Below are 24,919 nucleotides of genomic sequence, written 5' to 3'. Positions count from 1 at the left end.
ATGTCGGAGCCGTCGTTCGAGACCATCCTCGTCGATGTGGACGCCACCGACCACGTCGCGACCATCACGCTGAACCGACCGGAATCGCTGAACGCCTTCAACCGCACGATGTGTGAGGAGATGTCGCAGGCGTGGCAGCTCGTCAAGACCGACGACGCGGTCAACGCGGTGGTGCTTCGCGCGGTGGGCGACCGCGCGTTCAGCGCGGGCCTGGATATCAAGGAGTCCTACGGCCAGCCTCAAAACGTGTGGAACCATGAGGATCCCGGCGAGCACCTCAGCCCGAAGTGGCAGAAGATGTGGAAGCCGGTCGTCTGCGCGGTCCAGGGCATGTGCACAGCGGGAGCGTTCTATTTCCTCAACGAGGCCGACGTGGTCATCTGTTCGCAGGATGCCACCTTCTTCGACTCCCACGTGAGCGCAGGCCTGGTGTGCGCACTGGAACCGATCGGGCTGATGCGACGGGTCGGCCTCGCCCAGTCGCTGCGTATCGCGTTGATGGGCAACGACGAACGTGTCAGCGCCGCCACGGCTCTGCAGATGGGCTTGGTGACGGAGGTGGTTCCCATCGACCGCCTGTGGGCGCGCGCACACGAGATCGCCGCCGGCATCGCCGCAAAGCCGCCCTCAGCGACACAAGGCACCGTCAAGGCGATCTGGGAGTCGCTGGAGAAGCCCTATCGCGCAGCGATGGAACAGAACTTGATCTACACCCGACTGGGCAATCCGCTCGGTCAGGCCGAGTTGGCCCAAGCGCCAACGCCCACGCGATCCGAACCGAGGATCCGCTGATGGGTGAGCACCCGCTCAGCAGACGCATTCGGGATGTCCTCGCGCTCGACGCGGACGCGCCCGCCATCGAATACGAAGGGCAATGGGTCACCTGGGGTCAGTTGCACGGACTGGCCTCGCAGGTCTACGGGGTCGGGGTAATGGGGCGCCAGGTCGGAATGCTGTTGCGCAACACGCCCGCCCATGTCGCGAGCTTTCTCGGTGTCCTGCTCGGTGGGGGCACCGTGGTGGTCGTCAACCCGTCGCGCGGCGACGATCGCATCAGGGCTGACCTCGATGCGTTGGCGCTGCCGGTGGTGATCGGCGAACAGGACGACCTGACACGGCTGGTGCGCACCCCGGGCACCGACATGGTGGCGATCTCGACGGTTCGCGACCCCATCCGTTGGACCGCGGCCCGCGCCCTGGTGCCCGAGGAGAACCGCATCGGCGTCGCGGTGCGGATGCTGACCAGCGGCACGACCAGTCCGCCCAAGCGGATCGATCTGACCTACGACATGTTGGCCCACAGCGTGATCGGCGAAGGCTTCGACGAGGCGCCGCCGCCGAAGCGACTGCGAAGCGGGGTGGCCATCGTCAACGCCCCGCTGGTGCACATCGGTGGGGTGTTCCGGGTGCTGCAGTGTGTGTGCGAGGGGCGTTCGTTCGCCCTTCTCGACCGCTTCGAACTGAACCGCTGGGTCGACGCGGTGCGGCGTCACCGTCCGCGCGCGGTGTCCCTTGTGCCCGCGGCGCTGCGCACGGTGCTGCACTCGGACCTGACCCGCGACGATCTGGCCGGCATCCAGGCGGTCACCTCCGGCACCGCACCACTGTCCGCCGAGGACGCCGACGCGTTCACCGAGAAGTTCGGCATACCGGTGTTGACGTCGTATGCCGCAACCGAGTTCGGCGGCGGGGTCGCCGGCTGGACGCTGACCGATTACCAGCAGCACTGGCAGACCAAGCGGGGCAGTGTGGGAAGGGCCAGCCTCGGCGCACAACTGCGCGTCGTCGACGACGACGGTCACCCCCTCGGCGTCGATCAGCCCGGCCTGCTCGAGGTCAAACCCGGCCAACTGGGTCCCGCAGCGGACTGGATGCGCACCACCGACATGGCGCGCATCGATGCCGACGGGTTCGTGTGGATCCTCGGACGTGCGGACCAGGCGATCATCCGCGGCGGTTTCAAGGTCATGCCCGACGATGTGCGCAGAGCGCTGGAGAGCCACCCCGCGGTGCACAGTGCCGCCGTCGTGGGTAGACCCGACGAACGACTCGGGGAGACGCCGGTGGCGATGGTGCAGCCGCGCGAACCCGTCGATGCCGCGACGCTCGAGGAGTTCCTGCGAAACCGCCTGGCACGCTATGAGGTTCCCACCGCGATCGCGATCGTCGAGCAGATGCCGTGCACGCCCTCGGGTAAACCCGACCTGAGCGCGGTCCGGCAACACTTCGAGACCGGAGCCACCGCCGGCCATGGCTGACCGCACCGTCGGGTCGGTGCTGCGCGCGCAGGCCGCTGCGCGGGGCGATCAGCCGCTGCTGATCTGCGATGCGGACCGGGTGAGCTATACCGACGCCGAACGCCGGTCGGCCCGGCTGGCTCGCGGGCTGATCTGTCTCGGCGCGGGCAAGGGCACGCACGTCGGCGTGTTGTATCCGAACGGGTCGGCGTTCGTCGTGGCGATGCTGGCCGCCGCGCGGATCGGCGCCGTGGTGATCCCGGTCTCGACGCTGGCGACCGCACGGGAGATGCGCGAACAACTCGCCCACTCCGACGTCGAGATCCTCCTGGCCACAGGGGCATACCGATCTCATGACTACCGGCAACGGCTCGCCGACGTCGAGGGCATTCCGCTGCTCCGTCACGTTCTCGTCGACACCGAGCCGACGGAGTTGGCCGACACCGACCTGCTGGCCGCGCTCGAAGACGATGTCGAACCGTGCGACGAATTGGCGATCATCTACACGTCGGGGTCGACCAGCGCACCCAAGGGTGTCGTGCACACGCACGCCGGACTGCTCGACCACCAGATGGTGCTCAACGAGATCCGCGGGCTGACCGCCGAGGAGAAGCTGTTCAGCAATTCGCCGTTCTTCTGGATCGGCGGCTTCGCCTACTCGGTGCTGGCCACCTTGCTGGCCGGCGCAACATTACTGTGCTCCAACGCCGTGGATGCCGGCGAAACCCTCGATCTGCTGGAGGCCGAGAAGCCGACGATGACCAACGGTTTCGTGGCCGGCATCGCGCACCTGGCCCGGCACCCCAGCCTGCCGAGCCGTGATCTGTCGTCGATCAGGCGAGGCAACCTGTACCCGATCATGGCGCCCGACGTCCGGCCCGCCGATTTCGAACTGCGCCACACCATGCTCGGCATGACCGAGTCCGGCAGCGTCATCCTCGCCTGCGCCGACGAATCCGATCAGCCCGAGCACCGGCGCGGATCGTTCGGCAAGCCGGTTCCCGGATTCGACGTCAAGGTCGTCGATCCCGATACCGGAGCGCCCGTGCGCGCCGGCTCCGTCGGTGAGCTGTGCGCCCGTGGGCCGTTCATGATGCAGCGGTATTACAAGCGCAGCCGGGAGGAGTGCTTCGACGCCGACGGCTGGTTCCACACCGGCGACCTCGTTCGCACGGACGCCGACGGCTTCTTCTACTTCGTCGGCCGCCGCGGCTCGATGATCAAGACCGCGGGCGCCAATGTCGCACCCGCGGAAGTGGAACGGGCGATCGCGAAGGTGACCGGCGGCCTCGTCGCACACGTGATCGGCCTCCCCGACGCCGAACGCGGCCAGCTGGTCGCCGCGGTCATCGCGCTGCACGACGGTGCGTCATTCGACGAGGCCGGATGTCGCCAGCGGCTCAAGACCGAGTTGTCTGCCTACAAGATCCCCCGGCGGTTCGCCGCCGTGCCCGCTACCCGCATCCCGGTGTTGTCGAGCGGAAAGGTCGACTTGTCTCGATTGGCAGAGGTTTTCGATGTCTGACACGATCGACGCACTGGTCCGACTGCGAGCCTCCGAACATGGCGACAAGCCGGCGGTGATCGACCCGTCGGCCAGGATCACCTATTCCGATCTCGACGCCGCCACGCGCGAGCTGGCCGCCGCCTTCGTGGCCGTAGGGGTGGGCAAAGGCAGTCGGGTCGCGTTGATCATGCCCAACAGCGTCGAATGGGTGCGGATCGCGATCGCGCTGACCCGCGCCGGCGCGGTGCTGGTGCCGTTGAGCACGCTGTTGCAGCCACCCGAACTCGCTGCCCAGCTCCGCGTGGCCGCTGTGCAGTTCGTGGTGTCCGTCGAAGAGTTCCGCGGCCACCACTATCTCGACGACATCCGGGCCGAACGCGCCAACCTTCCCGCCCTGCGCGAGGTTTGGCACGCGGACCGGCTGCCGTCGGGCGGCGCGGCGCCCGTCGACGAGATCGCGGCCGCGGTCACCCCGAGCGACACGCTGGCGATCATGTTCACCTCCGGCAGCAGCGGCCCACCCAAGGGTGTGATCCACTCGCACGGCAACGCCTTGGGCGCGGTGCGATCCGGTTTGGCGGCGCGGTGCATCTCCGCCGACACCCGGTTGTATCTGCCGATGCCGTTCTTCTGGGTGGGCGGGCTGGCCGGCGGCCTGCTGTCCGCGTTGCTGACCGGTGCGACGCTGGTGACCGAGGAGATGCCCCGCCCGGAGACGACGCTGCGCCTGATCGAACGCGAGCGCGTGACGCTGTTTCGCGGCTGGCCAGATCAGGCGGCGGCGCTGGCACGCGCGAACGCCGCTGTGGGAGCTGATCTCTCGCAGCTGCGGGTCGGCAGCATGGAGGCGTTGCTGCCAGCCGAGCAGCGCGCGGTCCGCGGCGCCCGGGCCAATCTGTTCGGTATGACCGAGTCGTTCGGACCGTACTGCGGCTACCCCGCCGACACCGACATGCCGCGCTCGGCATGGGGCAGTTGCGGAAAACCCTTCGACGGCATGGAGGTTCGTATCGTCGACCCCGACAGCGGCGAGCCGGTGCCCACCGGGACCATCGGGATGATCCAGATCCGCGGGCCACACGTCATGCGGGGTATCTGCCGCCGGAGCCGGGAGGACGTGTTCACTCCTGACGGCTTCTACCCCACCGGTGACCTCGGACATCTCGACGACGACGGCTTCATGTTCTACCACGGCCGCAGCGACGACATGTTCAAGGTCAGCGGCGCGACGGTGTACCCCAGCGAGGTGGAGCGCGCGTTGCGGACCATCGACGGGGTGCTGAACGCGATCGTTACCGACGTGGCAGGTGCCGTCGGTGCCGTCGTGGTGTCGGAACGCCCTGTGGACGAGCTGCGCGCCGAGGCCCGAAACCGGTTGAGCGCCTTCAAGGTCCCGACGGTGTGGCTTGTGACCGGCAAGGACGACGACATCCCCCGCAAGGCGTCGGGCAAAGTCGACGTCCGAGCGCTGCGCGAAATCCTGCGCGAGCAGGTCAGGTGACCACGCCTCGCTCTGTGAGGTGCTCGATCAACGGCTTCGCGCCTGCGGCGAGGTGTTCAGACATCTCGGCGCGGGCGAGGCTCTCGTCGTGCTGTTCCAGCGCGGCCAGCAGCCTGCGGTGATGATCGTTCGACTTCTCCGGCCAGCCCGCGATGACCGGGAAGACCGACTCGGGGGCGTACCGGGTGATCTGTGACATCAGCTGGGCCAGCTTGGGTGAGTCCGCGGCGACGTTGATGGCACGGTGGAATTCGTGGTTGAGCCGTACCGCCCGCTCGTCGTCGGCGGCGGCGTACGCCGCTTCCAGGTCGGACTGGATCTGCTTAAGGTCGCGCAGCTGATCGTCGGTGATGTTGGCCGCGGCACGCGCCGCGAGCTCACCACCGATGTGAGCCTGCACATTTGACACGTCGGTGAGGTCGCGGCCGGTCACCGGCAGTACGACGAAACCGCGCCGCGGCTGTTGGGCCAGTAGCCCTTCGGCCTTCAACTCGAACAGCGCCTCGCGGACCGGGGTGACGCTGATGCCGAGCTCGGCGGCCAGTTGCTCCAGCCGCACGTACTCGCCGGCGCCGTAGGTACCGTCGAAGATACGTTTGCGCACGAAACGTGCGACGTCCTCGGCGAGTTGAGGCCGGAAGGCGAATTCGGGCGCTGTCACCGTCACACCTGATAGTCGGCGAGCAATCGCTTGCTGATGATGTTCTTCTGGATCTCGCTGGTGCCCTCGCCGATCAACAGGAACGGCGCGTCGCGCATCAGCCGCTCGATTTCGTATTCCTTCGAATAGCCGTAACCGCCGTGGATTCGGAAACTCTGCTGGGTGACCTCCGAGCAGAATTCGCTCGCGAGGTACTTCGCCATTCCGGCCGCGACGTCGTTGCGTTCCCCGGAGTCCTTCAGCCGGGCGGCGTTGACCATCATCAGATGGGCCGCCTCTACTTTGGTTGCCATCTCGGCCAATTGGAAGGCGATGGCCTGGTGCTCGGAGATCGGCTTGCCGAACGTCTGGCGCTGCTGGGCGTAGCGGACCGCCAGTTCGAACGCGCGGATGCCGACACCGCACGCCCGCGCCGAGACGTTGACCCGGCCGACCTCGATTCCGTCCATCATCTGGAAGAATCCCTGCCCCGGCGCCTCGCCGAGGATGTCGTCGGCCTTGGCCACGTAGCCGTCGAAGATCAACTCGGTGGTGTCGATGCCCTTGTAACCGAGCTTGTCGAGCTTGCCCGGAATGGTCAGGCCCGGCGCGACTTCCCCGTAACCGACCGGCTTTTCGACCAGGAATGCGGTCAGGTTGCGATGCGGTTTGTCGGCTCCCTCGTCGGTGCGGACCAACACCGCGACCAGGGTGGACGTGCCCCCGTTGGTCAACCACATCTTCTGACCGTCGATCCGGTAGGTGCCGTCGTCGTTGCGGGTGGCCCGCGTCCGGATCGCGGCGACGTCGGAACCGAGTTCGGGTTCCGACATCGAGAACGCGCCGCGCGTCTCCCCCGTCGCCATCCTCGGCAGGTAGTGCTGCTTCTGCGCGTCGGTGCCGTGCTGGCGCAACATGTAGGCGACGATGAAGTGGGTGTTGAGCACACCGGAGATGCTCATCCAGCCGCGCGCCAACTCCTCGACGCACAGCGCGTACGTCAGCAGCGATTCGCCGAGGCCCCCGTACTCCTCGGGGATCATCAACCCGAACAGCCCCATCTCCTTCATCGCATCGACGATGGCCTGTGGGTAGGTGTCGGTCTTCTCGAACTCCGGCGCGTTCGGGATGATTTCCTTCTCGACGAATTGCCGTACGGTGGAGAGGATTTCGGCCTGCACATCGGTCAATCCCACCGTCTGCGCGAGTTTGGTCATGCGTCGACCCTCTCGAACACCGCGGCCAGCCCCTGCCCCCCGCCGATGCACATGGTCTCCAAGCCGTAGCGGGAGCCGCGCCTCGTCAGTTCGCGCGCCAGCGTCGCCAACATTCGACCGCCCGTCGCGCCGACGGGATGCCCGAGCGAGATTCCCGAGCCGTGCACGTTTGTGCGTTCGGTGTCCGCCGCGCCGAAACTCCACTCCCGCATTACAGCAAGGGCCTGAGCGGCGAACGCCTCATTCAGCTCGATCAGGTCGATGTCGGCCAACGACAGTCCCGCCTTGGCCAGCGCCACCTCGGTGGCGGGCACGGGCCCGATCCCCATGACGTTGGGCGCCACGCCCGCCGAACCCCACGACACCAGCCGCACCAGCGGCGTCAGCCCCAGCTCTTCGGCTTTGTCGCGCGTGGTCACCACGCACATCGATGCGGCGTCGTTCTGGCCGCTCGCGTTGCCCGCGGTGACGGTCGCGTCCGGATCCTGCTTGCCGAGAACAGGTCTCAGCTTCGCCAGTGATTCGAGCGAGGTGTCGGGTCTCGGGTGCTCGTCGGTGTCGATCACCTCTTCGCCTTGCCGGGTGCGCACCGTGACGGGGATGATCTCCTCGGCCAGGATGCCGTCTTTCTGGGCGGCCACCGCGCGACGATGAGACGTCACGGCGAGCTCGTCCTGCTCTTTCCGCGAGATGTCGTACTGCCTGCGCAGGTTCTCGGCGGTCTCGAGCATCCCGCCGGGCACCGGATAGTGCTTGCCACCGGCGGTGGTGCGCCCGCGGGCCAACGAGTCGTGCAGCATGACGCCGCCGGGCGCAGGGCCCCACCGGACGTCGGTCGAGTAGAACGTCACGTTGCTCATGCTCTCCGCGCCACCCGCGACCACGACGTCGTTGTCGCCGTTGGCGACCTGCAGACACGCCTGGATAACGGCCTGCAGACCCGAACCGCACCGCCGGTCGACCTGCATACCGGGCACGGTCACCGGCAGCCCGGAGTCCAGCGCCACGACGCGGCCGATGGCGGGCGCCTCGGCGCTCGGATAGCAGTGACCCAGGATCACGTCCTCGACTGCTTCCGGCTCGATTCCGGTGCGCTCCAGCAGACCCTTGAGTGCGGTGACGCCGAGGTCGACGGCCGTGAGCGACTTGAACATTCCGCCGTAACGGCCGATCGGTGTGCGCACCGGTTCGCAGATGACGGCCTCGCGGGTGCTCATAGGTGTCGTCCCCCGGTGATCTCGAGAACGGTCCCGGTCATGTACGAGGACAGATCACTGGCCAGGAACAGGGCGACCTTGGCCACCTCCTCCGGCTCACCGGCGCGGCCCATCGGCACCTCGGCCAGCTTCTGGTCCCACGCCTTCTGCGGCATGGCCTCCGTCATCGCCGAGCGGATCAGTCCCGGCTGAATCGCATTGACCCGCACCCCGAGATGGGCGAGTTCCTTGGCCGCGGCCTTGGTCATACCGACGATGCCTGCCTTGGCGGCCGAGTAGTTGGTCTGGCCGATCATGCCGACCTTGCCCGAGATCGACGACATGTTGACGATCGAGCCGCGCTTGTTCTCACGCATGATCGGCGCCGCCGCCTTCAGCCCGTTCCATGTGCCTTTCAGGTGCACGGCGATGACCTGATCGAACTGCTCCTCGGTCATCTTGCGAAGCGTCGCGTCACGGGTGATCCCGGCGTTGTTGACCATGATGTCCAGCCCACCGAACCGCTCGACGGCGGCGCCGACCAACGCCTCGACGTCGGCGCCCTTGGTGACGTCACAGCGCACCGCCAGCGCGAGATCCTCGCCGCCGAGTTTCCCGGCCGCCGCTTCGGTGGCGGCGAGATCCACGTCGCCAAGCACCACCCGCGCGCCTTCGGCGATAAACCGTTCGGCGATCGCGTATCCCAGGCCCTGCGCGCCTCCGGTCACGACCGCCGTCTGTCCGGTCAACAGCGACACCTGATCACCCCTTCCACTGGTCAAGGCCCACCCGGGGCCGCGTCAATCGAACATCATATTTCATATATGATCGCCCCCATTCGATGGGCCGACCGGTCACACCGCGCGCGTGCTCGCCGCGACTTGCAGCGACGCTCGCGCGAGCAGATGAGGACAAGGAGCACAGGATGGCGACATCCGAAGTCAGCGACGAGGACTTCCAGGAGATCCTGGCGCAGACCCGTCACTTCGTCCGCACCGCGGTGATCCCCCGTGAGCAGGAGATCCTGGCCGGGGACCGGGTGCCCGACGACCTTCGCGAACAGGCCAAGAAGATGGGGCTCTTCGGCTATGCGATCCCCCAGGAGTGGGGCGGGCTGGGGCTGGACCTCTCGCAGGACGTCGAGCTGGCGATGGAGCTGGGTTACACCTCGCTGGCTCTGCGCTCGATGTTCGGGACGAACAACGGCATCGCGGGACAGGTCCTTGTCGGATTCGGCACCGACGAGCAGAAGGCCCGCTGGCTCGAGCCGATGGCCACCGGCGACGTCGTCGCATCGTTCGCACTCACCGAGCCCGGCGCGGGCTCCAATCCGTCGGGACTTCGCACCAAAGCCGTTCGGCAAGATAGCGATTGGGTGATCACGGGTCAGAAGCGGTTCATCACCAACGCCCCGACCGCCGACCTTTTCGTCGTGTTCGCCCGCAGCCGCCCCGCCGATGCGGACGGCGCGGGCATCGCTGTGTTCCTGGTGCCCGCAGACGCCGCCGGTGTCCAGGTCGGCGCCAAGGACGCGAAGATGGGCCAGGAGGGCGCGTGGACGGCGGACGTCAGCTTCGACGACGTGCGTGTGCCCGCCGAAGCACTCGTCGGCGGTAGCGAGGACATCGGTTATCGCGCCGCGATGATCTCGTTGGCGCGCGGACGCGTACACATCGCCGCATTGGCGGTCGGGGCCGCGCAACGCGCGCTCGACGAGTCGGTCGCCTACGCCGCCACCGCGACCCAGGGAGATACACCGATCGGTAACTTCCAGTTGGTGCAGGCGATGCTCGCCGATCAGCAGACCGGCGTGATGGCCGGCCGTGCACTGGTCCGCGACGCTGCGCGCCAATGGGTCACCGGCGAGGACCGCAGGGTGGCACCGTCGGCGGCCAAGCTGTTCTGCACCGAGATGGCAGGTGATGTCGCCGATATCGCGGTCCAGATCCACGGCGGCAGCGGCTACATGCGCGAGGTTCCCGTCGAACGCATCTATCGCGATGTCCGGCTGCTGCGACTTTACGAGGGCACCAGCGAGATACAGCGTCTCATCATCGGGTCCAACCTCGTCAAGACCGCACAGAAGGAGCGCTCGTGAACAGGCTCACCGACAAGGTCGCGTTCATCACCGGCGCCGCACGGGGTCAGGGTCGCGCACACGCCGTCCGGATGGCCACCGAGGGCGCCGACATCATCGCCGTCGACATCGCCGGAAAGCTTCCGGACTGTGTGCCTTACGACCATGCAACACCTGAGGAACTTGCCGAGACGGCCCGGCTGGTCGAGGCCACCGGTCGCCGCATCCTCACCGCGCAGGCCGACACCCGTGACGCCGAGACCCTCAACGAGGTTGTCGCCGAAGGGGTTGCCGCATTCGGCCGGCTCGACGTGATCGTTGCCAACGCGGGTATCTCGCCACCGCAGCTGTGGGACGAGATCACGCCGGAGGACTTCCGCGACGTGATGGACATCAACGTGGCAGGAACCTTCAACGCCGTTCGGGCCGGCGCGCAGCACATCATCGACGGTGGCCGGGGCGGGTCCATCATCCTGATCAGCTCGGCTGCCGGAATCAAGTTGCAGCCGTTCATGGTTCACTACACCGCGAGCAAGCACGCCGTCACCGGCATGGCCCGCGCCCTGGCCGCCGAACTCGGAAAGCACTCGATCCGCGTCAACAGCGTGCACCCCGGCCCGGTCAACACCCCGATGGGTTCGGGCGACATGATCACCGCGATCGCCAAGGTGATGGAGACCAATCCGTCGCTGCAGCACATGATGACGCCGTTTCTGCCGACGTGGGTCCTGCAACCCGAAGACGTCGCCGAGGTGGTGTGCTGGTTGGCCGGCGACGAGTCGAAACACATGACGGCGACGGCCATTCCGGTGGACCAGGGCTCCACCCAGTACTGAATCAGCGGATGAAGCGCACGATCGACTCCGCAACGGCGGCAGGCTTTTCCGAGCCCTCGATCTCGATCGTCGTGGTCATCGTCGACTGCACGGCACCGTCGAGCTGGTCGATCTTCGTCAGTTCGCCCGTGGCGCGGATCTTGGCGCCGACCTTGACCGGTGTGATGAAGCGAACCTTGTTGTAGCCGTAGTTGATCGCCATCGCGATGTTGCCGACCGTGTACAGCTGATGAGAGAAGTACGGGAGCAGCGACAGCGTCAGCAAGCCGTGGGCGATCGTCGCCCCGAACGGCCCGTTGGCCGCCTTCTCGGGGTCGACGTGGATCCACTGGTGGTCCTCGGTCGCGTCGGCGAACAGGTTGACGCGGTCCTGGGTGACTTCGAGCCATTCGGTGGGGCCGAGCTGGCTGCCCTCGGCCGCGATGAACTCGTCGAGGTCGCTGAACTTCTTCACTACTTCTCCTTCGTACCGGCGACAGAATTCGGCTAGAAGACGACGGTCTGGTTGCCGAATCGAATGATGCGGTCCTCACAGTGCCACAGCACCGCTCGGGACAAAACAACGCGTTCGACGTCCGATCCGAGGCGGACCAGATCTTCCACGCCGTGCCGATGGTCGACCCGCACCACGTCCTGCTCGATGATCGGGCCCTCGTCGAGGTCCTCGGTCACGTAGTGCGCGGTGGCGCCGACGAGCTTGACCCCTCGCTCCTTGGCCCGCCGATACGGCGCGGCGCCTATGAACGCTGGCAGGAACGAGTGGTGGATGTTGATGAGCGGGCACCCGACCTCGGTGATGAAGGCCGGCGTGAGGATCTGCATGTATCGCGCCAGGACCACCAGGTCGACGTTGCCGCGCAGCAACTCGAGCTGGCGACGTTCGGCATCCTCGCGGACTTCCCTACTGGCCGGTACGTGGATGAACGGAACCGAGAAGGGCCGGACCTGATCCGCGAGGTCGGGATGGTTCGAGATCACCATGGCCACGGACATGTCGAGCTCGCCACGCCGGTTGCGCCACAGCAGATCGAGTAGGCAGTGGTCTTCTTTGGAGGCCATGATCGCCACCCGTTTAGGTTTCGCGGCTTCGGTGAGCCGAAAGTCCATACCGAATGGTACGGCGACCTGTGCGGCGAATTCGCGTTCGAGCTCATCGCGTGCGGCGGTCAGGCCGGGAAGGTGAAAAATGGTGCGCTGCATGAATGTGCCGCCCGACTGTTCGGTCGCGTGCTGATCCAGCGACACGATGTTCGCGCCGGCGGCGGCCAGAAATGCGCTGACGGCCGCCACCAATCCCGGCCGGTCCACACAGCGAAGCAGCAACCTGCCCACATCCTTAACGGGCAGGTTCCCTGAACCCGGACTCGGATATCCCCCGGTCACCTCTCCCAGCGTGGCACTAGGCCGTCACAAGCGCAGGTGAACCACCACATCACGGGTTTGCGAACCCTAATCCGCGGGTGGGTCCCAGCCATTCCGCAGCGGGTCTGCACTAATTAGCTGCATGCGATCCACCGCACGATACCGGACATCTTTTTCGCGCCGACAACACGCTTTTTCACAACAAGATCACTGCGCTTCCTGGTAATAAAACCGCACTCGGCGAGATACTCATATGGATGTGGGAAATCCACACGTAATCAGCAGCGACCTGACATGGGAACTGCCCGATGATCGGACGATTATGACCATTGCACAAATCCAGCCCGCCACCGATGTCGCCACCAGTTTGCGACAGACTCCCAGTTTCTGGGATTCGGAGACCGACTGCACGATCACCTTTGCACACCCCGCGGTCGAGCCCGAGCTCTGGCGGGATTTCGTGCACGGGGCGACGCGCAGTTACACCAAGCACGGTGTCGCAAAAGCACTCGACATGGAGGCGTTGCACACCGGCTCGGACACGATCCTGTTCGCCGCCTGTGTCGACCGATCGGGAAAGGTGGTCGGTGGCCTCCGGGCGAAAGGGCCTTATCAGTCGGCCGACGAGGCCCATGCACTGCTGGAGTGGAAGGGCCAGCCGGGCTTCGACGCGGTGCGGAAGATGATCAGCGACCGGCTACCATTCGGCGTCGTGGAGATGAAAACCGCATGGGTGACTGACGATCCCGATCGCAACCGTCAGCTCACCTACGCCATCTCCCGAACACCGCTGCATGCGATGGGGCTTCTCGACATTCAGTTCATCGTCGCGACGGCGGCCTCGTATGTGCTCAAGCGATGGCTCTCGTCCGGCGGCATTCTCGCAACGAAGATTCCTCCGACGCCGTATCCCGACGAGCGTTATGAGACCCGACTGGCCTGGTGGGATCGTGCGACGTTCGCCAAACATGCCGACCCCAAACAGCTTTCGTTGTATTTTGCCGAACAGCAGATGCTGGCTCCTGTTCACAAGGCGGTCGGGTTATCGGCCGCCACCGGGACCGAGCGGTGATCGGTGGGGACGGCGATCCGAGTTGGTGCACCGCAGTAGTTCTGCGCGCCGACGATCCCGTCCTCGCCCAACTGCAGTCGGATCCGAGCATCGCAATCACCGACGGTGCAGCACACCAACAGCAGGTGCTGCGCGAAATGCGGCCATCACCGCCGGAAGACGTTCTCGCTGAACCGATCCGATGGGTCTACTATCCGTGGCGGCGGGCCGCGGCCAGCATCCTCGGCCCAAGAGGTTTTCGCCGTGTGCGTCTGGATCGCAATCGCAACCTGATCACGGCCGCCGAACAGAAGAAGCTCGGTGGTCTCACCGTCGGCGTCGTCGGCTTGAGTGTCGGTCATACGATCGCTTACGCGCTCGCGGCTCAAGGACTGTGCGGCGGCTTGCGGTTGAGCGACTTCGACGACATGGATCTGACGAACCTGAACCGGGTGCCCGCCTCGGTGCTCGACATCGGTGTGAACAAGGCGGTCGTGTGCGCCAGAAGGATCGCCGAACTCGATCCGTATCTGCCGGTGCGCGTCGACGTCGCCGGCGTCAATGAGCGAACCGTGCACGAGTTCCTCGACGGCCTGGACCTCGTCATCGAGGAATGCGACTCCCTGGACGCCAAGCTGCTGGTCCGCGAGGCCGCACGCGAGCGCGGGATCCCGGTGCTGATGACGACCAGCGATCGCGCGCTGCTCGACGTCGAGCGGTTCGATCTCGATCCGGCACGCCCGATCCTGCACGGCCTCGTCGGAGACATGGACGCGGCCGGCCTGGCGAATCTCAGCAGCACCGACAAGCTGCCCTACTCGCTTCGACTGGCCGAGGCCAGCCAGGTTTCGGCCCGGATGGCGGCCTCGCTGATCGAGGTGGGACAGACCCTCTCGACGTGGCCGCAGTTGACCTCCGAGGTGGCGTTGAACACCAGCCTGGTCGCCGAAGCGGTCCGGCGGATCGGCCTTGGCGAGCACCTCCCCTCCGGACGGGCGCGGATGGACATCGCCGAAGTTTTCGACCGCCTCGACACCCCGGTCGTGCCCCTCGGCGACCACCCGGTCGACGACCCTGCCGAGGACCGGGCGAACCGGGCGACGGACGCGATCGCTGCCGCCGCGCAGCGCGCGCCCTCGGGCGGCAATGCGCAGCCCTGGCGGATCGAGGTGACCGCTGGATCGGTGACCGTCGCGTTGGACCCGCGATTCACCACGACGATGGACGTCGGTCTGCGCGCCAGCGCCCTCGCGGTCGGCGCCGCGACCTTCAACGCCCGCGTCGCGGCCGCCGCCCACCAGATGACCGCACAGGTGCACTACGGCGCCGGTGACGAGGCTTCACCGTTGGTCGCGACGGTGCATCTCGCACCCGGCGACGACCCCGGACTCGCATCGCTCTACGAGCCGATGCTGGCCCGGGAGACCAACCGGCGTCTCGGCAACGCCGCGCCGATCCCTAACGACACGATCGCGGCCCTGGTCGCCGCCGCGGAGGCCGAAGGCGCCCGGTTGAGGGTCCTGACCGACCGGCCGGATCTCGAATCGGCCGCAGCGATTCTGGCCGCCGCCGATCGCATCCGATATCTGACTCCGCACCTGCACGCCGAGATGTTCGCCGAACTGCGGTGGCCCGACTCGGCCTCGCTGGACTCCGGCATCGACGTACGCACACTCGAGCTCGCTCCCGCGGACTTGGTGATGCTCGACGTCCTGCGCCGGCCGGAGGTAATGGCCCACGTGAAGGAGTGGGACGGCGGGCGGGCCCTCGGCGACGACACCGCGCGCCGGGTGCGGGATTGCGCCGGTCTGGCGGTCGTCTCGGTAAGCGGGCACCGCCTGGCCGACTACGCACGCGCCGGGGCGGCCGTCGAGTCGGTGTGGATCCGGGCCCAGCAGCACGGGCTTGCCGTACAACCGGTTTCACCGCCGTTTCTGTATGCGCTCGACACGCAGGACCGCCGCCGGGTCTCGCCCGCTTTCGCCGACGACCTCGCCAGGCTGCAATATGATTTTCGGCAACTCGCGGGAACCGGTATGGATGAGTCACAGGCGTTGACCCTCAGGTTCACCTACGCAGCCCGCCCGTCGGTCAGAAGCCGGCGCCGCAGTCACTACCGTCGCGACAGCGCCGACGGCGTTAGGGAGGGTTAGTGCCCAGCAGTCTCGAGAACCTCGTCACGTCGGTCGCCACGCACCTGATGGGCGTGAACGCCGCGACGCAGGTGGAGGTGAGCCAGCGTGTGCTGGCCGACCTCGTCGAGTACCTCGGCGTCGACGTCAGCTTCCTGCGCCACAACGATCACCGGATCCGCGCGTCCGTGCTGGTCGCGGAGTGGCCGGTCCGCCCGGGGATGCCGGATCCCGACCCGTTGGGCGTGGTGTATTTCGCCGACGCCGATCCGGTGTTCGCCCGGTGCGAGCATCAGAAGGAACCGATCGTGTTCCGCCCGGAGCCCTCGACCGAGGAGTACCAGCAGACCATCGCCGAGGGCAGACAGGTCCCGTCGACTTCGATGGCCTGCGTCCCGATGCTGTCGGGTGAGATCACCTCCGGCGTGCTCGGATTCGTCAAGTTCGGCGACAGGGACTGGACGCCCGAGGAACTGAACGCGCTCAAGGCGATCGCGTCGCTGTTCGCTCAGGTTCAAGCGCGGGTCGAAGCCGAGGATCGCCTGCGCTACCTGGCCGAACACGACGACCTGACGGGATTGTGCAACCGGCGGGCGCTGCTGGCGCACCTGGACGCCCGTCTGCAGCAGGGACAACCGGGGCCGGTCTCGGTGCTGTTCTTCGATCTGGACCGGTTGAAGGCCATCAACGACTACCTCGGCCACACCGCCGGGGACTGGTTCATTCGCGTCCTGGCCGAGCGGTTGCGCCAAAGTGCCGACGACGGCACCTTCCTCGCCCGGCTCGGTGGCGACGAGTTCGTGGTCGTGCCCGCTGGACCGACGGACGTCGACACCGCAAGGGAACTGGCCACTCGGCTGCAATCGACGCTCAACGAGCGGGTGGCGGTCGACGGCGAGACGCTCACCCGCACCGTCAGCATCGGTGTGGCGCTGGGCGAGCCGGGCCGCGACAACACCTCAGACCTCCTGCGGCGCGCCGACCAAGCGGTGTTGACCGCCAAGGCATCCGGCGGCAACGAGGTAGCGGTCTTCACCGATCAGATGTCGATGGAGTCCGACTTCCGCAACGACATCGAGCTTCACCTGCACAACGTCATCGAAACGGGCGCCCTTCTCCTGCACTATCAGCCCGAGGTCAACATGCGCACCGGCGAGATCCTCGCCGCCGAGGCGCTGGTCCGCTGGGAGCATCCGACGCGCGGTCTGCTCGCGCCCGGCTCCTTCATCGGGGTGGCCGAATCGATCAACCTGGCGGGCGAACTGGGTCGCTGGGTGTTGCGGACGGCGTGCCGCGAGTTCGCCCAGTGGCGCACCAACGGTGTCGGCCGCGACGCGGTTTTGCGGGTCAATGTCTCGCCGGTCCAGCTGGTGAGTGACGGATTCGTGGAATCGGTCGCGGCGACTATCGACGAATTCGGCCTCGACGGCGGATCGGTGTGCCTGGAGATCACCGAGAGCGTCGTGGTGCAGGACATCGAAACCACCCGCAAGACGCTGGCCGGCCTCAAACAGGTCGGCGTACAGGTCGCCATCGACGACTTCGGCACCGGCTACAGCGTGCTCTCACATCTGAAGTCGCTGCCCGTCGACACCCTGAAGATCGACAAGAGCTTCGTCCGCGAGTTGGGCCACAATCCCGGCGATCTCGCGATCGTGCGCGCCATCATCGCCCTGGCCGAGGCGTTCGGCCTGCAACTCGTCGCTGAGGGTGTGGAGACCGAGGAGGCCGCGCGCACCCTGCTCGAACATGGATGCCACCGGGCGCAGGGATTTCTGTTGTCGCGCCCGCTGCCGGGCGCCGAGATGCAATCGCTACTCGCCCAGGGACGGGTACCCGTGGACTTTGCCGCATCGCCACGACCCTGAGTGGCGGTACGTCTCACGAAGATTGGCCGGTAGCCGGCGACCGCGCGCATGGCACGCCGCACCGGACACTGCCGGCGGTTCGGAGGTGAGCACCTCGACGCGGCCGAACCTGCTGGCACGCTGTCCGACGAGGCAGACACGCAGGATGTCGCCGGACACCGACCGCGGATCGATTTCGGGGAGTTGTACGGCTCCGCTCGTGACCGTGACACCGTGCCGAGCCCGGACCGCCATCGGCCCGTCTGAAGTCGCGAACACCGCGCCCACCGCGACGCCCTCCTCGAAAACCAGGCGTTGCAACGCATGGTCGGAATGCACCTCGATGTCACGGTCGGCCACACCCGTGGTGAGCAGATCGAGTACAGAGGCCGAGAGCTCACCGGAATCGGCGGACAGCGCACCGATCTCGAGGACCTCGAGGATCTGGCCATCGGACGCCTGAACGGTCGTCGCGCTCCAATCCGGAAGCCGGGTCGAGAGGTAACCGAACGGCGTCGCCAGACATTGGGCGGCCCATTCCCGCAGGCGAGCCCCGACGAATGGCGCAACCGTGCGACCGCTATCGGCGGGCACATGCGAGGGCACGGCGCGGATCGGCACGCCGACATCGTGGGACTGACCGTGCAGCGGCCCCAGGTCCGACGTCATCTCGGCGAAAAAGTGGCGGGTGCACTCATCGGTCGCGTTCGTACCGAACCAGTTGTGCTCGGCGACTCCCCAGTCCGCGATGAACACCTCACCACCGAGTTCGTCGAGTGCGATGGCGTGTGCGAGCCCAGCCGCGCCGGCACCGGCACACACCACGTCGACTTCGTCGTCCCACTGCACCGTTAACTTCTCCAAGGTCGCTGTGACTTACAGTCCGGCCACATACCGATGCGGGATTTTGCGCATCACACGATGATTCAGGCCGTTTTCGAAAAGCTGCCATTGCCCGTACGGCGTTTTCGAGGGGTTTGCCAGTACAGGCAATGGCAACGCGATAGGAAACAACGTGCGCGCCGCCGAACTTGTCCGGATGCGGTGAGCGCCGAACGCCTGCGACGCGGTGAGACCGACGAGCGGCAATACGCGTCGCCGCGAACCGAAAGTCATCACGGCAGGTACTTTACATACTTTTTGGATGTTATGGGCGTCTAACTATGACTTAAAGTTTGGCGTGTCGGACACAACAATTCGACGTGCAAGATTCTGGAAAAGTCAGACGAAAAGATTGCAGAGAAATCGAAGGCGGCGGACGAACAGGTGGCCATCCGCGTTGTCGCATACAGCTAACTGGAGAGAATTCGTCGAACCGGGGAAGTGGATGGAAGAATTGCAGGGTTGGTTAATTTCAGGCAAACGAGGCCCCCACTGAACGCCGTTCCCCCACCGGCCGACCAGGTTGATCGACGGTCGGACTCGACGCGGCTCCAGATCTTGCGTGCGGCGTCTCGTCTGTTCGCGCGCAGCTCGTACAGCCGGGTCAACCTCGACGACATCCTCACCGACGCGGCGGTCACCAAGGGCGCGATGTACTTCCACTTCCGCTCCAAACACGCGCTGGCGTCGGCGATCGTCGAGCTCCGCATGGAGGAAGCGCGAGCCTCGGTCGACGAGGTGCTGGCACGACGGTTGTCCGGCCTGGAGACGCTCATCGATATGTCGTTCCGGCTCGCGGTCGACGACATCGGCAGCGAGGTGGCCAGGGCAGGATTGAATCTCCTGGAATCCATCGGACGTACCGACGGCTTGCAGCCCGACATCCTCCGACGGTGGGTCGAGGGTTACGCGAAGGTCATCGACAGGGCGGTCGCCGAAGGCGACATCCGCGACCACGATGACGCCGAAGCGATCGGCCGCCTCCTGGTTTCGGTGTACATGGGCTTACGGCAGACCAGCGATCTCGACAACCCCGAGCGCTTCATGCGCGACCTGCAGTCGGCCTGGATGTTGCTCCTGCCCGGGCTTACCGCCCCGGACCGCATCTCGTATCTCGCCGAGTTCGTCAAGCGACGGACCGCGGTCGCCATCAAGACGGCGGTTCCATTAGATGATCTATGATCCCCGACCAGGCCGTCTCCAACCGGATGGGGCCGTCGGAGCATCCGGAGGTACCGGCGATGGTGCGCCAAGCGCGATCTGAAGCCACCCGGCGGCGGATCATCGATGCCGCGGTGGAGCTGTTCAACGAGATCGGGTATCCCGCGACCAGCCTGGGCGACATCATCGATCGCGCCGAGATGACCAAGGGCGCTCTGTACTACCACTTCGACTCCAAAGACGCGCTCGCTGCCGCGATCATCGACGAGGGCAGCACGATCCTGTTCGAGGCGTTCGAGAAGATCAGCGAGTCCTCGGCGCCCGCGCTCGAACGCATCATCCACTCTTGTTTCGTTGTCGCGGACCTGCTCGCCACGGACATGGTCGCCCTAAGCGCCACCCAGTTGCGGCGCGCATTCGGGGGGTTCAGCCAGGCCAACGCACGTATCTTCGGCCGCTGGCTGGACGAGATAGCGTCGAGCGCGGCGCTGGCCATCGAGGAGGGCGACGTACGTCCCGACCTCAATCCCGTCGCGGTCGCCGAGACGGTTGTCGGATCGATGACCGGGGCCGAACTTCTCTCCAGTTCAACCTCGTTCGGCGCCGACGTGATGGAACGCCTCGGGCGCATCTGGGAGATCCTGCTGCCGGCGATCGCGACCGCGGAATCACTGAGTTACTTCCAGCAGTATCTGGCGCGAGAAGCCCTACGCCACGGCGCCCGCCCGGCTGAGGCTTAAAGTTCGTCGACCCAGAGTCGTTCGGTCAGATCCTGGAACGTCGCCAGCGCGACCGGGTCGCTGCCGCGCCGCAGGGCCGACTTGCTCATCCTGGCCCGCACGATCGAACCGTCCCGGTGCAGGAGTTCGACCACCAACTCCTCGTGCGCACGCATCACCGACACCGCAGACTCGTCGGCGGGCAAGGTGTGGAAGATCTGATGAAAGTGCAGCTCGCGCAGCGCGTCAGCGCCGTAGCCGACCATGTCGGCGAACGCCTCGTTGGCGAACACGATCGCCCCGTCTTCAGCGATCGCCAACACCGGCACCGGTAGGCGGTCGAGCACCACCAACGCGGGTAGCTCCCCGAGAACAGCCGTCGGCGATTTCGCAACCTGACCGTCTCGTCGTCGCTCCACGGATTCAATTATGCAGTCGTCGCAATGTCCTCGTTCCGCTTATTGCCGCGGAGCGCCCGTTCACTTAACGCCCCCGGAGGGCCACATAGTCAACTAGGTTTACTGTGTAGAGCGTCAAGAGACAGGGGATCGACGATGGACCTGAAGTGGTCGCCGGCCGACGCGGCGTTTCGTGACGAGGTGCGCAGCTTCCTCGACGAGAAGCTGACACCGGAGCTCCGTCGCGCCGGCCGCCTCATGACCAGCGTGTACGCCGACCATGATGCGAGCATGGAATGGCAGGAGATCCTGCACGAGCGGGGCTGGGCCGCGCCGGCCTGGCCGGTCGAGTACGGCGGCTGTGACTGGAGCCTGACCCAGCACTACATATTCAGCCGGGAGTCCACTCTGGCGGGCGCGCCGTCGCTGTCCCCGATGGGCATCCGCATGGTCGCCCACGCCCTGATCAAGTTCGGAACCGACGCACAGAAGGACTTCTTCCTGCCGCGCATCCTCACCGGCGAGGTCTTCTTCTGCCAGGGTTACTCCGAACCCGAGGCGGGGTCCGATCTGGCCGCGCTGTCGATGGCGGCGGTCCTCGATGAATCGGCGGGCGACCTCGTCTGCACCGGCAGCAAGATCTGGACGACGCACGCCCGCGAGGCGAACTGGATGTTCGCGCTGGTGCGCACGTCCAGAGGCCAGAAGAAGCAGCAGGGCATCACGTTTGTGCTGATCTCCATGTCCTCCCCCGGCATCGAGATCCGGCCGCTGGTGATGACATCCGGAGAAGAAGTACAGAACCAGGTCTTCTTCGACGAGGTGCGGGTCCCCACGACAAACGTCCTCGGCAAGATCGACGACGGGTGGACCGTCGCCAAGTACCTGCTGGAATTCGAACGCGGTGGCGGGGCGTCGTCACCGGCACTGCAGGTGATGGCGCAGGAGATCGCCACCGTCGCGGCCACTGAACCGGGTCCCGGCGGGGGCCGACTGATCGACGACCCCGCCTTCGCCCACAAGCTGGCCGACGCGCGGATCCGCACCGAGGTGCTCGAGATCCTCGAGTACCGGGTGCTGGCAACCGTGGCCGAGGGTAAGAACCCCGGCGCCGCGTCGTCGATGCTCAAAGTGCTCGCGACCGAGTTGAGTCAGGCGATCACCGAGCTCGCCATGGAAGCGGCCGGACCGCGGGGCCGCGTCTACCAGCCGCACGCCACCTGCCCCGGCGGGCCGATCGCCGAGTTCGAACCGCCGCCGGACGGATATCTCAGCGGAGAACCCTGGCAGGCGGTCGCACCATTGCGCTACTTCAACGACCGGGCCGGCTCGATCTACGCCGGCAGCAACGAGATTCAGCGCAACATCCTGGCCAAAGCGGCGCTGGGACTCTGAGGGGCTTGATATGGACTTCAACCTGAGCAAGGAACAAGAACTGCTGCGCGACGGCTTGAACAAGTTCTTGTCGAGCCGATACGAGCTCGAGAGCAGCCGCGCGGCGGCGAAGACGGGTTCCGGCTGGCAGCCCGACATCTGGTCCGGGTTCGCCAACGAGCTCGGGATCCTCGGTGCCGCCTTGCCCGAGGACCTCGGCGGAATCGGCGGCGGGCCGGTGGAAGTGATGGTCATCGCCGAGGCACTCGGGCAAGCGTTGGTGGTCGAACCGTACGTGGACACCGTCGTCGTGTCGGGTGGCCTGCTGCAGCGTGCCGGCGGCGAGCCGGCCTCGGCGTTGCTCGAGCGGATCGTCGAGGGAAGGGCCATCGTGGCGCTCGCGGCGAACGAATCCGAGTCCGGCCACAATTGGGCCGACGTGACGACCAGCGCTGAGCGCGACGGCGACGAATGGGTGCTGCGGGGGTCCAAGATCGTCGTCGCGAGCGCACCTCTGGCCACCCACCTTCTGGTCACCGCGCGCACCGCCAGCGGAATCTCGCTGTTCCTCGTCGATTTCGAGTCGGCGGGAGACGCTGTCGCGGCCCACCACTACCGCACCATCGACGACCGCAGGGCATCCGACCTGACGTTCGACGGGCTGCGGCTTCCGGCCGACGCGCTGCTCGGCGAAGAGGGCGCGGCATGGCCGTCGCTGGCTCAGGCACGCGACGAAGGTGCGGCCGCGGTCTGCGCGGAAGCGGTCGGGTGCATGCGGAAGGTCCTGGCGGACACCGTCGAATACGCCAAACAACGTCAGCAGTTCGGGCAGCCGATCGGCAGCTTCCAGGTGCTGCAGCACCGCATGGTCGACATGTACATGGAAGTCGAGCAGTCGGTGTCCGCCACGTACCTGGCGGTCCTCAACCTCGAGGCCGAGCCGGATGTGCGGGCGCGCGCGGTGTCGGCGGCCAAGGCCACCGTGGGCCGGGCCGCGCGGTTCATCGGACAGCAGTCGGTGCAACTGCACGGCGGGATGGGGATGACCGAGGAACTCGCGATCGGCCACTATTTCAAGCGGCTGACCGCGCTTCAGTACGAGTTCGGCACCACCGACTTCCACGTCACCCGATACGCGGAGCTGACCAAGGCCTGACCGTCGCGGCGGCATGAGGGACCAAAGGCCCTGTCCACATGGTCGGTTGAGGACGTAACGTCGAAATCAACAACCGCCATGTGGTGAAGGGAGAAATCATGGCTGCCGGTCCGAGCGGAATTCTTGTTGGCGTCGACGGATCACCGGACTCGGAGGCCGCCATTCGTTGGGCGACTCACGAAGCCCTGTTGCGGGACCAACCGGTCAGGTTGCTCCATGCGATCACCCCTGTCGTCGTGACATGGCCGGTCGCGTATCTGGAAGCCAGTTACATCGAGTCGATGGAATCCAACGGCCGCGACATCCTCGACTCGGCGCAGAAAACCGTGCAGGCCGCTGCGGGCGACAAGGCGCCACCGGCCATCGAAACGCAGATCATGAACGCCGCGGCGCCCGCCGCGCTCGTCACCGCCTCGCGCGACGCATACATGACCGTGTCCGGGTCGCGGGGCCTCGGTGTTCTCGGCCGAGCCTTTCTCGGTTCGGTCAGCAGTGGCCTGCTGCACCACGGGAAAGGTCCCATTGCGATCGTGCGCACCGACGACGCGGCCGCAGTCGACACCAGTGCCCCCGTCCTGGTCGGCATCGACGGCTCGCCTGCCTCCGAAGACGCCACGGAATTGGCGTTCGACGAGGCCTCCAGGCGGAATGTGGCGCTTATCGCACTGCACGCGTGGAGCGATGCCTCATTTCCCTCCATCGGCAACGACTGGGAACGCTACGAGGACGGCGGGCACCGGGTCTTGTCCGAACGCCTCGCCGGCTGGCAGGAACGGTATCCGGATGTGGAGGTGCAGCGTCGGATCGTCAGCGATGACCCCGCACGACGGCTCGTCGAAGCGTCGGGTGAGGCCGCGCTCGTCGTCGTCGGCAGCCGGGGCCGCGGCGGATTCTCCAGCCTCGTTCTCGGCTCCGTTGCGTCGAAGGTGGCTCAGTCGGCCAAGGCGCCGGTGATCGTCGTGCGGCCGCGGTAGAGCTATCGCGCGGCCGCCGCGTCGTCGAGCTGAAGCTCGACGTAGGCCGTGACGACGTCGGTCAACGCGCGAAGCTCGCGACCGACGTCGACCGGTTCCTCGACGACCATCTTGGCCACCATCGCGCCCATCAGCGTGGTCCAGATCAGGTTGCCCACCGCGTCGGCGTGTTTCTGGTCGAGACCCTCGGCCACGAAGCGGCCGAGCCGGGTCAGTGTGGAGAACAGCTCGGCCAGGTGACGTTGCTGAGCATCGGCGCGTCCGGTTCGGGTCGCAATCAAGATCTCCAACGCGGCAATGGATGTCGGACTCAGGAACGCGTCGGCGACCGCGTTGATCACCAGCTCGGTGCGCGCACGTCCGTGGTGCTCCCCCAGTGCGGCCTGAACATCGTGCAGGCAGGCCACTAGTTGTCCGAAGCCCTCGTCGACGACGGCCATCAACAACCCGTCCCTGTCACCGAAGTGGTACTGGATCACCCCCCAGGTCACACCCGCGCGTTCGGTGATGTGCTTGGCGCTCGCCGCGGCGAATCCCTCTTCCAGGACGCAGCACACCGTTTCCTCGATGACGAGCGCGCGGGTCCGATCCGCTCGGAGCTGCTTACCGTTCGGCGGGCGGCGCGGCGCGACGTTGGCGGCCTGCGGCATTC

The 24,919-nt window shown here is 66.4% G+C and carries 24 protein-coding genes; 14 read left to right on the top strand and 10 right to left on the bottom strand.

Annotated elements, in window-relative coordinates; translation table 11 throughout:
• The 4 genes from CEX87_RS14965 to CEX87_RS14950 are packed head-to-tail and all read left to right on the top strand — an operon-like array spanning position 1 to position 5,245.
• Positions 1–792: an enoyl-CoA hydratase/isomerase family protein gene (locus CEX87_RS14965; protein WP_064425107.1), complete on the top strand. Its 792-nt coding sequence runs from the start codon at positions 1–3 to the stop codon at positions 790–792.
• Positions 792–2,258 carry a class I adenylate-forming enzyme family protein gene (locus tag CEX87_RS14960; RefSeq protein WP_094287904.1) on the top strand — a complete coding sequence of 489 codons (1,467 nt, stop codon included), beginning with the start codon at positions 792–794 and terminating at the stop codon, positions 2,256–2,258. The genes CEX87_RS14965 and CEX87_RS14960 overlap by 1 nt, the downstream gene beginning before the upstream one ends.
• Entirely contained in the window at positions 2,251–3,762 is a 1,512-nt protein-coding gene (locus CEX87_RS14955) for a class I adenylate-forming enzyme family protein (protein ID WP_094287901.1), read from the top strand. Before CEX87_RS14960 ends, CEX87_RS14955 begins: the two co-directional genes overlap by 8 nt.
• Positions 3,755–5,245 carry a class I adenylate-forming enzyme family protein gene (locus CEX87_RS14950; protein ID WP_094287900.1) on the top strand — a complete coding sequence of 497 codons (1,491 nt, stop codon included), beginning with the start codon at positions 3,755–3,757 and terminating at the stop codon, positions 5,243–5,245. Before CEX87_RS14955 ends, CEX87_RS14950 begins: the two co-directional genes overlap by 8 nt.
• On the opposite strand, the gene CEX87_RS14945 is transcribed toward CEX87_RS14950, so the two are convergent.
• From CEX87_RS14945 to fabG, 4 genes are read right to left on the bottom strand one after another with little or no spacing between them, the layout of a single operon-like run.
• Positions 5,238–5,906, bottom strand: a complete 669-nt coding sequence (locus CEX87_RS14945) for a GntR family transcriptional regulator (protein ID WP_064398808.1) — start codon at positions 5,904–5,906, stop codon at positions 5,238–5,240. The genes CEX87_RS14950 and CEX87_RS14945 overlap by 8 nt on opposite strands.
• Positions 5,907–5,908: 2 nt before the next feature.
• Positions 5,909–7,102 carry an acyl-CoA dehydrogenase family protein gene (locus tag CEX87_RS14940; RefSeq protein ID WP_064398286.1) on the bottom strand — a complete coding sequence of 398 codons (1,194 nt, stop codon included), beginning with the start codon at positions 7,100–7,102 and terminating at the stop codon, positions 5,909–5,911.
• The gene (locus CEX87_RS14935; RefSeq protein ID WP_064398284.1) at positions 7,099–8,319 is read right to left on the bottom strand and encodes an acetyl-CoA C-acetyltransferase; all 1,221 of its coding nucleotides are present in this window, start codon (positions 8,317–8,319) and stop codon (positions 7,099–7,101) included. The genes CEX87_RS14940 and CEX87_RS14935 overlap by 4 nt, the downstream gene beginning before the upstream one ends.
• Positions 8,316–9,056, bottom strand: coding sequence for a 3-oxoacyl-ACP reductase FabG (fabG, locus tag CEX87_RS14930; protein ID WP_066842918.1), 741 nt, complete (start codon positions 9,054–9,056; stop codon positions 8,316–8,318). The genes CEX87_RS14935 and fabG overlap by 4 nt, the downstream gene beginning before the upstream one ends.
• A 167-nt stretch (positions 9,057–9,223) precedes the next feature.
• Here fabG and CEX87_RS14925 point away from each other — a divergent pair, with 167 nt between their 5' ends.
• Positions 9,224–10,396, top strand: coding sequence for an acyl-CoA dehydrogenase family protein (locus CEX87_RS14925; protein ID WP_094288009.1), 1,173 nt, complete (start codon positions 9,224–9,226; stop codon positions 10,394–10,396).
• Positions 10,393–11,211 (top strand): mycofactocin-coupled SDR family oxidoreductase, encoded by an 819-nt coding sequence (locus CEX87_RS14920; RefSeq protein WP_064417611.1) that lies wholly within the window; start codon positions 10,393–10,395, stop codon positions 11,209–11,211. Before CEX87_RS14925 ends, CEX87_RS14920 begins: the two co-directional genes overlap by 4 nt.
• A 1-nt stretch (position 11,212) precedes the next feature.
• Here the strand turns inward: CEX87_RS14920 and CEX87_RS14915 are convergent, their stop codons facing one another.
• Both CEX87_RS14915 and purU read right to left on the bottom strand, forming a co-directional pair.
• A complete protein-coding gene (locus tag CEX87_RS14915) occupies positions 11,213–11,665 on the bottom strand; it encodes a MaoC family dehydratase (protein WP_064398279.1) in 453 nt (150 codons plus the stop codon).
• Between the two features lie 32 nt (positions 11,666–11,697).
• Complete coding sequence (purU, locus tag CEX87_RS14910; protein WP_233151394.1) at positions 11,698–12,603, bottom strand: formyltetrahydrofolate deformylase; 906 nt, start codon at positions 12,601–12,603, stop codon at positions 11,698–11,700.
• A 292-nt stretch (positions 12,604–12,895) separates the two neighbouring features.
• Here purU and CEX87_RS14905 point away from each other — a divergent pair, with 292 nt between their 5' ends.
• Genes CEX87_RS14905 through CEX87_RS14895 form a run of 3 tightly spaced genes read left to right on the top strand, consistent with a single transcriptional unit; the run spans position 12,896 to position 17,624 of the window.
• Entirely contained in the window at positions 12,896–13,645 is a 750-nt protein-coding gene (locus tag CEX87_RS14905; protein ID WP_064398275.1) for a hypothetical protein, read from the top strand.
• A complete protein-coding gene (locus CEX87_RS14900; protein ID WP_094287899.1) occupies positions 13,642–15,777 on the top strand; it encodes an Rv1355c family protein in 2,136 nt (711 codons plus the stop codon). Before CEX87_RS14905 ends, CEX87_RS14900 begins: the two co-directional genes overlap by 4 nt.
• A gap of 47 nt (positions 15,778–15,824) precedes the next feature.
• Entirely contained in the window at positions 15,825–17,624 is a 1,800-nt protein-coding gene (locus tag CEX87_RS14895; RefSeq protein ID WP_064427333.1) for a putative bifunctional diguanylate cyclase/phosphodiesterase, read from the top strand.
• Here the strand turns inward: CEX87_RS14895 and CEX87_RS14890 are convergent.
• Both CEX87_RS14890 and CEX87_RS14885 read right to left on the bottom strand, forming a co-directional pair.
• The gene (locus tag CEX87_RS14890) at positions 17,571–18,452 is read right to left on the bottom strand and encodes a hypothetical protein (RefSeq protein WP_094287895.1); all 882 of its coding nucleotides are present in this window, start codon (positions 18,450–18,452) and stop codon (positions 17,571–17,573) included. The two genes, CEX87_RS14895 and CEX87_RS14890, sit on opposite strands and share 54 nt — an antisense overlap.
• Before the next feature lie 27 nt (positions 18,453–18,479).
• Complete coding sequence (locus CEX87_RS14885) at positions 18,480–18,722, bottom strand: hypothetical protein (RefSeq protein WP_142301095.1); 243 nt, start codon at positions 18,720–18,722, stop codon at positions 18,480–18,482.
• Between the two features lie 321 nt (positions 18,723–19,043).
• Between CEX87_RS14885 and CEX87_RS14880 the strand changes: the two genes are divergently transcribed.
• Both CEX87_RS14880 and CEX87_RS14875 read left to right on the top strand, forming a co-directional pair.
• Positions 19,044–19,667 carry a TetR/AcrR family transcriptional regulator gene (locus CEX87_RS14880; protein WP_233151390.1) on the top strand — a complete coding sequence of 208 codons (624 nt, stop codon included), beginning with the start codon at positions 19,044–19,046 and terminating at the stop codon, positions 19,665–19,667.
• A complete protein-coding gene (locus tag CEX87_RS14875; RefSeq protein WP_318258833.1) occupies positions 19,664–20,386 on the top strand; it encodes a ScbR family autoregulator-binding transcription factor in 723 nt (240 codons plus the stop codon). The genes CEX87_RS14880 and CEX87_RS14875 overlap by 4 nt, the downstream gene beginning before the upstream one ends.
• Here the strand turns inward: CEX87_RS14875 and CEX87_RS14870 are convergent.
• Entirely contained in the window at positions 20,383–20,784 is a 402-nt protein-coding gene (locus tag CEX87_RS14870) for a PAS domain S-box protein (RefSeq protein ID WP_094287893.1), read from the bottom strand. The two genes, CEX87_RS14875 and CEX87_RS14870, sit on opposite strands and share 4 nt — an antisense overlap.
• 135 nt (positions 20,785–20,919) lie before the next feature.
• Here CEX87_RS14870 and CEX87_RS14865 point away from each other — a divergent pair, with 135 nt between their 5' ends.
• From CEX87_RS14865 to CEX87_RS14855, 3 genes are all read left to right on the top strand, one after another.
• Positions 20,920–22,158, top strand: a complete 1,239-nt coding sequence (locus CEX87_RS14865; RefSeq protein ID WP_094287891.1) for an acyl-CoA dehydrogenase family protein — start codon at positions 20,920–20,922, stop codon at positions 22,156–22,158.
• Between the two features lie 10 nt (positions 22,159–22,168).
• On the top strand, positions 22,169–23,293 hold the full coding sequence (locus CEX87_RS14860; protein WP_064398265.1) for an acyl-CoA dehydrogenase family protein: 1,125 nt from the start codon (positions 22,169–22,171) through the stop codon (positions 23,291–23,293).
• A 98-nt stretch (positions 23,294–23,391) separates the two neighbouring features.
• Positions 23,392–24,267 (top strand): universal stress protein, encoded by an 876-nt coding sequence (locus CEX87_RS14855; protein ID WP_064398798.1) that lies wholly within the window; start codon positions 23,392–23,394, stop codon positions 24,265–24,267.
• Positions 24,268–24,269: 2 nt separating this feature from the next.
• On the opposite strand, the gene CEX87_RS14850 is transcribed toward CEX87_RS14855, so the two are convergent.
• Positions 24,270–24,917 carry a TetR/AcrR family transcriptional regulator gene (locus CEX87_RS14850; protein ID WP_094287889.1) on the bottom strand — a complete coding sequence of 216 codons (648 nt, stop codon included), beginning with the start codon at positions 24,915–24,917 and terminating at the stop codon, positions 24,270–24,272.
• Positions 24,918–24,919 lie beyond the last annotated feature (2 nt).

The sequence above is a fragment of the Mycobacterium lehmannii genome, from assembly GCF_002245535.1.
In the GTDB taxonomy this organism is placed as follows: domain Bacteria; phylum Actinomycetota; class Actinomycetes; order Mycobacteriales; family Mycobacteriaceae; genus Mycobacterium; species Mycobacterium lehmannii.
Note: the sequence above shows the minus strand (reverse complement) of the source record. Positions and strands in the feature narration are given on the sequence as shown.